Origin of the sequence: Bacillus sp. 165 (assembly GCF_017742235.1) — a bacterium.
GTDB lineage: Bacteria > Bacillota > Bacilli > Bacillales > Bacillaceae_G > JAGHKQ01.
In genome coordinates, this window is record NZ_JAGHKQ010000020.1 from 43,315 (window position 1) to 51,007 (window position 7,693).

Sequence of the window (7,693 nt, forward strand, 5' to 3'; positions counted from 1 at the left end):
TTTCCTTAGCTAAATCCATGTTATCCACATTTCCACAAGCCCTATTACTATTACTACTATATTTTTTTATTTTTAATAAAAATAATAGAATTTACTTATACTCTTTAACAGGAGGTTTTTAATTATGTTGTTTACTATTCAAAAGGAATATCTTGTTCAAGGTGTACAAGATGTAATGAAGGCCGTTTCCTCAAGAACAACGATTCCTATCTTAACAGGGATTAAAATTGTAGCCACAGAAGATGGTATAACACTAACGGGAAGCGATTCTGATATTTCTATTGAATCCTATATTCCAGTAGAAGAAGATGGAAAAGAAATTGCTCAAATTAAACGCACAGGAAGTATAGTATTACAAGCAAAGTATTTCAGTGAAATTGTAAAAAAACTTCCAAAAGATACTGTAGAAATTGAAGTTGGAACACATTTCATGACAAAAATAAAATCGGGAAAATCTGAATTTAATCTTAATGGACTAGATCCAGAAGAGTATCCACATCTACCTCAAATCGAGGAGCATTATGTCTTTAGGCTTCCAACAGATTTATTAAAGCATATGATCCGTCAAACTGTATTTGCTGTATCAACTTCCGAAACTCGCCCAATCTTGACAGGTGTAAACTGGGGAGTGTATAACAGTGAACTCATTTGTATTGCAACAGATAGTCATCGTTTAGCATTACGGAAGGCCAAAGTGGAAGGAAAGAATATTCCAACGGAGTTTAAAGCAAATGTGGTTATTCCTGGTAAAAGCTTAAATGAATTAAGTAAAATTCTAGACGACTCAGAAGAAATGGTAGATATCGTTATTACAGATTACCAAGTATTATTCCGAACAAAGCATTTATTATTCTTTTCTCGTTTATTAGAGGGAAATTATCCAGATACATCTAGATTAATTCCAACCGACAGTAAAACTGATATTTTTGTTAACACAAAAGAGTTTCTTCAAGCAATTGATCGTGCTTCTCTTTTGGCAAGAGACGGAAGAAATAATGTGGTTAAACTTTCAACCTTAGAAGGTAACATGCTTGAAATATCGTCTAATTCACCAGAAATCGGAAAAGTAGTAGAAGAAGTACAATGTGAATTGATTGAAGGGGAAGAGTTAAAAATCTCTTTTAGTGCAAAATATATGATGGATGCTTTAAAAGCGTTAGACAGCACTGAAATTAAAATTAGCTTTACAGGAGCTATGAGACCATTCTTAATTCGCACAGTCGAAGATGATACAATTGTGCAACTTATTTTACCTGTACGAACATACTAAAAACCAAAGCTGCTAGTATTTCTAAGCTAGTAGCTTTTTTCCTTTTAGTGACAATAATCGGTATACTTTTCTTAATACCCATTTTTTAGTATAATTAAAGAATGAATCTTTGGAAAGAGAGCGAATTTTTATGAAAAAAGTTCAAATTTCGACGGAATACATTACACTAGGGCAATTCTTAAAGCTTGCAGATGTGATTGATACTGGTGGAGCAGTAAAATGGTTTTTACAGGAATATGAAGTATTTGTAAATGGCGAACTTGAAGATAGAAGAGGGAGAAAGCTGTTTTCTGGCTATACAGTAGAAATTAAAAATATTGGTACTTATATTGTAGAAGCATAAGATGGGGGAATCCCTTTGTATATTCAAGAACTAGGATTAAAAAATTATCGTAATTATGAGGCCCTGCAGCTCGCCTTTGAAGATAAAGTGAACGTGATTATAGGAGAAAACGCGCAGGGGAAAACTAATTTAATGGAGTCCATTTTTGTCTTAGCTATGGCAAAATCTCATCGGACTTCAAATGATCGTGAACTTATACGCTGGGACTGTGATTATGGTAAAATAGAGGGGAAACTGCAAAAAAAGAATACCTCTATATCTTTGGAACTTATAATGTCTAAAAAAGGGAAAAAAGCAAAATTAAATCACCTTGAACAGCAAAAACTTAGTCAATATATTGGACAGATGAATGTCGTAATGTTTGCTCCAGAAGATTTAAATTTAGTAAAAGGGAGTCCGCAAGTGCGGCGACGTTTTATTGATATGGAGCTCGGACAAATTGCACCTATTTATTTATATGAATTGAGCCAATATCAAAAAATATTGACTCAGCGTAACCATTTATTGAAAACTATGCAGGGCGAGAAAAAAAATGATACAATGCTCGATATTTTTACTATTCAGTTGATTGAGCATGGGGTGAAAATTCTGCAAAAGCGTTTTGAATTCTTGAAATTACTGCAAGAATGGGCTGGACCCATTCATAGTGGGATAAGCAGAGGGCTTGAAGAGCTGAAAATTGTATATAAACCAAGCGCTGATGTATCAGAATCAATGGATTTGTCGAAAATGAAAGAAGTATACTATAAAAATTTCCAATCTATTAAGCAACGTGAATTCTTCCGGGGCACTACACTAATTGGTCCTCATCGAGACGATTTGCAATTCTTCGTAAACGATAAAAATGTTCAAGTGTTTGGCTCCCAGGGGCAGCAGCGAACAACAGCACTTTCCTTAAAATTAGCTGAGATTGAACTTATTAAGTCTGAAGTGAAAGAATATCCAATTCTTTTACTTGATGATGTGTTATCTGAATTAGATGATTATCGTCAATCTCACTTACTAAATACCATTCAAGGAAAAGTACAGACTTTTGTAACTACAACGAGTGTAGAGGGAATTGAACACGATACATTAAAGCAAGCAAAAACAATTCGTGTGGAGAATGGAAAAATCAAAATTTAATAAAATATAAAAATTAGGTACAAGGTGTTTGGTAAAAGGAAGAGTAGGTGATTGGTATGACGATGGAACAAAAACAAGGGCAAACATATGATGAGAGTCAAATCCAGGTGTTAGAAGGTCTAGAAGCCGTTCGAAAACGCCCGGGAATGTATATCGGTTCAACGAATGCAAAAGGTCTTCATCATCTTGTTTGGGAAATTGTAGATAATAGTATCGATGAAGCTCTTGCAGGATTTTGTGATGAAGTGAACGTCATCATTGAAGAAGATAACAGCATTTCAGTTAAGGATAATGGTCGAGGTATTCCTGTAGGGATCCAAGAAAAAATGGGACGACCGGCGGTTGAAGTAATTATGACTGTACTTCATGCTGGTGGAAAGTTTGGTGGAGGCGGTTATAAGGTATCAGGCGGCTTGCATGGAGTAGGCGCATCTGTTGTAAATGCTTTGTCGTCCCAGTTAGAAGTATTTGTACATAGGGACGGGAAGATTCATTACCAAAAATATAAAAAAGGGATCCCAGTTGAAGATTTAAAAGTCATTGGCGATACGGATCATACAGGTACAATAACTAATTTTAAACCTGACCGAGAAATTTTTACTGAAACAACAGAATATGACTTTGATATATTAGCAAATCGTTTACGTGAGCTCGCTTTTTTAAATCGCGGAATCAAATTAACAATTGAAGATAAACGTGAAAATAAGCGTAAGAGAGAATTTCATTATGAAGGTGGAATTAAATCTTATGTGGAGCACTTAAATCGCACGAAAGAAGCTATTCATGAAGAATCTGTTTACGTCGAAGGAGCACGTGACGGTATTTATGTAGAAGTAGCTCTGCAGTATAACGAGGGATATACGAGCAGTATATACTCTTTTGCTAATAACATTCATACGTATGAAGGCGGCACGCATGAAGTTGGGTTTAAAACAGCACTGACACGGGTTATTAATGACTATGCAAGAAAAAGCAACCTCATCAAAGAAAGCGAAAGTAACTTAATGGGGGAAGATGTACGTGAGGGGTTAACGGCTATCGTATCTATTAAGCACCCCGATCCTCAATTTGAAGGCCAAACAAAAACAAAACTTGGAAATAGTGAAGCAAGAACCATTACTGAATCCGTTTTTTCAGAGGCATTTGAAAAGTTTTTACTGGAGAACCCTTCAGTCGCTCGAAAAATTATAGACAAGGGCATGATGGCAGCACGAGCGCGTATGGCTGCAAAAAAAGCCAGAGAATTAACTCGAAGAAAAAATGCCCTAGAAATATCAAGTCTTCCAGGAAAATTAGCTGATTGTTCCTCGAAAGATCCTTTTATTAGTGAACTGTATATTGTAGAAGGTGATTCTGCAGGTGGTTCTGCTAAACAGGGGAGAGATCGTCATTTTCAAGCTATTCTTCCTCTAAGAGGCAAAATTATCAATGTAGAAAAAGCAAGATTAGATAAAATTTTATCTAATAATGAAGTACGAGCGATGGTAACTGCGATTGGAACAGGAATTGGTGATGACTTTGAAGTTGATAAAGCACGTTACCATAAAATTGTTATTATGACAGATGCGGATGTGGACGGTGCACATATTCGTACCCTATTATTAACCTTCTTTTATCGTTATATGCGTCAAATTATTGAGCATGGGTTTGTTTATATTGCACAGCCCCCGCTTTATAAAGTACAACAAGGCAAAAAGATAAACTATGTTTATAACGATAAGGAGTTAGAAAGAGTATTGGCTGAGCTCCCATCTCAACCAAAGCCAGGTATTCAGCGTTATAAAGGTCTTGGAGAAATGAATCCAGAACAATTGTGGGAGACAACAATGAATCCAGAAGTTCGCACGCTTCTTCAAGTAACGTTACAAGATGCAATTGAAGCCGATGAAACATTCGAAACATTAATGGGAGATAAAGTAGAGCCGCGTCGTAACTTTATCCAAGAAAACGCAAGGTATGTAAAGAACTTAGATATCTAATGGTGACAGGAATTTTATAATTCCTGTTTTCTACATATCAGGATTAGGAATTTCTTATTCTTTAGGAAATGTAAGAGGAGGTGCTGAGGAATGTCAGACAACCAAAAAGCTCAAATCAGAGAAATAAATATCAGTCAAGAAATGCGAACATCCTTCTTAGATTATGCGATGAGTGTTATTGTATCTCGTGCATTGCCAGATGTGCGCGATGGTCTAAAACCTGTGCACAGAAGAATATTATTCGCAATGAACGATCTTGGAATGACAGCAGATAAACCTTACAAAAAGTCAGCCCGTATCGTTGGGGAAGTTATTGGAAAGTATCACCCTCATGGTGATTCAGCAGTATACGATACTATGGTTCGTATGGCACAAGCTTTTAACCAGCGCTATATGTTAGTTGATGGTCATGGTAACTTTGGTTCAGTTGATGGAGATGCAGCAGCGGCTATGCGTTATACGGAAGCTAGAATGTCTAAAATATCCATGGAGTTAATCCGGGATATCCATAAAGATACAATTGATTATCAAGATAACTATGACGGAGCTGAAAGAGAGCCGGTTGTCCTTCCGGCAAGGTTTCCTAACTTATTAGTCAATGGTGCGACAGGAATTGCCGTAGGAATGGCGACAAATATTCCCCCGCATCAATTGGGAGAAGTTATTGATGGGGTTCTTGCTTTAAGTAGAAACCCAGACATTTCTATTGGAGAATTAATAGAATATGTTCAAGGGCCAGATTTTCCTACTGCAGGGCAAATATTAGGGAAAAGTGGCATTAGACGAGCGTATGAAACGGGTCGAGGTACTGTTATAGTTCGTGCGAAAGTCGAAATCGAAGAGAAGGCTAATGGAAAGCAGACTATTATTGTAAACGAGCTTCCATACCAAGTTAATAAAGCTAAGCTCATCGAGAAAATTGCTGAGCTTGTACGTGATAAAAAGATTGAAGGTATTACAGACTTACGAGATGAATCAGACCGTAATGGCATGAGAATTGTTATGGAAGTACGTCGTGATGCTAATGCAAATGTGTTGCTAAACAATTTATATAAGCAAACAGCATTACAAACAAGCTTTGGTATCAATATGCTTTCTTTAGTAGATGGTGAACCTAAAGTATTAAACTTGAAGCAGTGTCTATATCACTATCTAGAGCATCAAAAGGTTGTCATTCGAAGAAGAACAGCATTTGAGCTTGAAAAAGCAGAAGCACGTGCGCATATATTAGAGGGACTTCGAATAGCACTAGACCACATTGATGAAATTATAGCGTTAATTCGAGGCTCTCAAACAACAGATATTGCACGTCAAGGGTTGATGGAGCATTTTAAGTTAAGTGAAAAACAAGCTCAAGCAATTTTGGATATGCGCTTGCAGCGTTTGACAGGCCTAGAACGTGAAAAAATTGAAGCTGAGTATCAAGAACTTTTAAGCTTAATTGCCGAACTTCGTGCTATTTTAGCAGACGATGAAAAAGTATTAGAGATTATACGAAATGAATTAATTGAAATAAAAGAACGCTTTAACGATAAACGCAGAACTGAAATTGTGCCAGGCGGAGCAGAGTTTATTGAAGACGAAGACCTGATCCCAGAGCAAAATATTGTCATCACTCTGACTCATAACGGATATATTAAACGATTGCCTGCTTCTACTTATAGAAGTCAGAACCGAGGTGGACGTGGAGTACAAGGAATGGGTACCAATGAAGATGACTTTGTAGAACATCTGTTAACAACATCAACTCATGACACTATACTTTTCTTTTCAAATAAAGGAAAAGTATATAGGACGAAAGGTTATGAGATTCCGGAATACAGTCGTACAGCAAAAGGAATTCCAATTATTAATTTGCTAGAGATTGATAAAGGTGAATGGATTAATGCCATCATTCCAATCCGTGAATTTTCTAATGAAACCTATCTATTCTTTGCTACTAAACACGGTATTGCAAAACGCTGTCCGTTATCTTCTTTTGCAAATATTCGTAATAACGGATTAATCGCTTTGACATTGCGAGATGAAGATGAATTAATTTCAGTTCGTCTTACGGCAGGGGATAAAGATATTATAATTGGCACAAGTAATGGCATGCTTATACGTTTTCATGAAAAAGATGTACGCTCCATGGGGCGCACTGCAACGGGAGTAAAAGCTATTACACTCGATGAAGATGATCAAGTTGTAGGCATGGAAATAGCTGAAGACGATATGGATGTTTTGATAGTTACAAAAAATGGTTATGGCAAACGTACACCAGTAGAAGAATATCGTATCCAAAGTCGAGGCGGAAAAGGGTTAAAAACTTGTAATATTACCGACAAAAACGGAAAGTTGATTTCTGTAAAATCGGTAAGCGGTGAAGAAGATATTATGTTAATCACTGCATCTGGTGTATTAATTCGTATTCCTGTTCATCAAATTTCACAAATGGGCCGTAACACACAAGGGGTCCGTCTAATCCGCTTAGAAGGGGAACAAGAGGTTGCTACGGTAGCAAAAACACAAAAAGAAGAAGATATAGATATAGAAGAAGAATATATTGAACAATAAAGGAGGGGCTTTAAAGCCCCTCCTTTATTGTTATGGTTAAATTAAGGGAAGGGCAAAGTTTTATAAGATTTGTTGTTTCTGGTGTATTTGAGTTATTGCTTCTAGGATTTAGAAGAGGGGGCGAAACCTGGTTTGTTTTCTTGAAAAACTACTTGTGTTTCAAGAGGAAAGAATATATACTAACTAAGGCAGTAAGGCGAATAACAAAAAAGAATTAAAATCTACTAAAAAATGTTGACGCCAAATAAAGATATATGTTATATTATTAAAGTCGCTGATGAGCGATACATGAACTTTGAAAACTGAACAAAACAAGAAACAAACGTCAAGTTTTAAATGAGCAAGTCAAACACTTTTATGGAGAGTTTGATCCTGGCTCAGGACGAACGCTGGCGGCGTGCCTAATACATGCAAGTCGAG

The 7,693-nt window shown here is 36.5% G+C and carries 5 protein-coding genes and 1 rRNA gene; all 6 read left to right on the forward strand.

The window, feature by feature from the left end:
- Positions 1–124: 124 nt before the first annotated feature.
- Positions 125–1,270 (forward strand): DNA polymerase III subunit beta, encoded by a 1,146-nt coding sequence (gene dnaN, locus J7Q84_RS17055; RefSeq protein ID WP_209096311.1) that lies wholly within the window; start codon positions 125–127, stop codon positions 1,268–1,270.
- Positions 1,271–1,400: 130 nt separating this feature from the next.
- A complete protein-coding gene (gene yaaA / locus J7Q84_RS17060) occupies positions 1,401–1,613 on the forward strand; it encodes a S4 domain-containing protein YaaA (RefSeq protein WP_209096314.1) in 213 nt (70 codons plus the stop codon).
- Positions 1,614–1,628: 15 nt separating this feature from the next.
- Entirely contained in the window at positions 1,629–2,738 is a 1,110-nt protein-coding gene (gene recF / locus J7Q84_RS17065) for a DNA replication/repair protein RecF (RefSeq protein ID WP_209096315.1), read from the forward strand.
- 62 nt (positions 2,739–2,800) lie between these two features.
- Positions 2,801–4,717 carry a DNA topoisomerase (ATP-hydrolyzing) subunit B gene (gene gyrB, locus J7Q84_RS17070; protein ID WP_209096319.1) on the forward strand — a complete coding sequence of 639 codons (1,917 nt, stop codon included), beginning with the start codon at positions 2,801–2,803 and terminating at the stop codon, positions 4,715–4,717.
- A gap of 90 nt (positions 4,718–4,807) precedes the next feature.
- On the forward strand, positions 4,808–7,273 hold the full coding sequence (gyrA, locus tag J7Q84_RS17075) for a DNA gyrase subunit A (RefSeq protein WP_209096317.1): 2,466 nt from the start codon (positions 4,808–4,810) through the stop codon (positions 7,271–7,273).
- A 354-nt stretch (positions 7,274–7,627) separates the two neighbouring features.
- A 16S ribosomal RNA gene (locus tag J7Q84_RS17080) occupies positions 7,628–7,693 on the forward strand; the annotation flags it as partial.

Bases quoted from the DNA above. Each gene is read 5' to 3' on its own strand.
- dnaN (WP_209096311.1), top strand. From the start codon at position 125: ATGTTGTTTACTATTCAAAAGGAATATCTTGTTCAAGGTGTACAAGAT.
- yaaA (WP_209096314.1), top strand. From the start codon at position 1,401: ATGAAAAAAGTTCAAATTTCGACGGAATACATTACACTAGGGCAATTC.
- gyrB (WP_209096319.1), top strand. From the start codon at position 2,801: ATGGAACAAAAACAAGGGCAAACATATGATGAGAGTCAAATCCAGGTG.
- gyrA (WP_209096317.1), top strand. From the start codon at position 4,808: ATGTCAGACAACCAAAAAGCTCAAATCAGAGAAATAAATATCAGTCAA.